The following is a 1317-nucleotide window of genomic DNA, read 5'->3' on the forward strand; positions in this document are numbered from 1 at the left end:
CATTAGTGTCCCATTAAAATTGGGACGAATTAAAAATTAAATAAACTTGGCCCATTTGGTCCGAATCGTTCTTTGTCATTTTGAAATTTAGTTTTATCAAAGAGGTCTCTCAGATGAGTCTTATCAGTCAATGAGATGCTCAGTATTTGTAACACTTCATATGTACTTCTGTTCAGTTGCATATCGTGTTGAATGATTGCCACCAAACAGTAAGCGCATATAGCAGCATATATCTGTATTCGAACAGCATTCTCTGTAGTTCCCCAAAATCTTTTGATTTTAAGGTGCTGCTTGAGCCATTTGAAAAACAGCTCTACCTGCCAGCGATTTTTATAAAGTTCAGCAACTTGAAGCGCAGATATATGCATCGCATTGGTTATGAATGTAAATTCTCGTTCTTGTTCTTCATCCCAATATTTAACCAATCTAAGTGGCTCTGGATAATATTGTTTAGGATAGAATCCTGTCAGAAATACACTTGCGTCTGAAAGCACATTCTTAGGCAGCCTACGTTTCCATTGGATGGATTTGTACCCGAGATTCTTTTTTGCTCTGACAACAAAGTAGGCTTCAATTTGATGAATTTTATACAGTATTTTGAAGTTGTTATAACCGCGGTCAAAGATGTAATAAGAGCTTGGTTCATAAGGAATTTCAATCATAACTTTAGAATCGTGTACGGATGCTTCCGTGATATGAAAGAATGCAGGAATCTGTGTTTCCACATCATATAATGTATGCACTTTGATACCACCTTTCTTTTTGCGGAATTTTGCCCACCAAAAGACTGAAAGGCACAGGTCAATAGTAGTCGAATCGAAAGCATAAACGTTACCGCCAAGTTTGAAAATATGATTAGCACACTTTTGTCGTGCTTCGCTAACCAGGTAGTAAGCATATTCTTCAAAGATGTGATAGTCTCTATCTTGATTTGCTCTTGCCAGCGATGACTTTGATACATTTTTACCCATTCCTAAATGATAACATTTGGAATGATGAGCTTCAAGAGCAACTATCAAATCTCGCAGACTTTCACGATTAGAAAGTTGACCAAACATCAAAGCAAGTAGTTGATTCCAGCAGGTGAAGTGCTTCACATATTTATCACCATCATACTTGGTGACTATGCGGTTAAACTTACTTCGATTCAGAAATGAAGCCAATTGAGCGAAAACGTATTTGTCTTGGAACATATGCCATCGGATTAATCTGATGCAAAGCTACAAATTCAAGTCCGTTCGCTCGGAAAATCGCTGTAACTAACTAAATTTCAAATATTTCAAAGAACTCTTTTAGATTTTAATGGGACAACAATGA

The 1317-nt window shown here is 36.8% G+C and carries 1 protein-coding gene; it reads right to left on the reverse strand.

The annotated features are described in order from the left end of the window. Positions 1 to 29: 29 nt before the first annotated feature. Complete coding sequence (locus tag KTG12_RS21345) at positions 30 to 1193, reverse strand: IS4 family transposase (protein ID WP_005868407.1); 1164 nt, start codon at positions 1191 to 1193, stop codon at positions 30 to 32. Positions 1194 to 1317 lie beyond the last annotated feature (124 nt).

The organism is Parabacteroides sp. MSK.9.14, assembly GCF_019041495.1.
Taxonomy (GTDB): Bacteria; Bacteroidota; Bacteroidia; order Bacteroidales; family Tannerellaceae; genus Parabacteroides; species Parabacteroides merdae.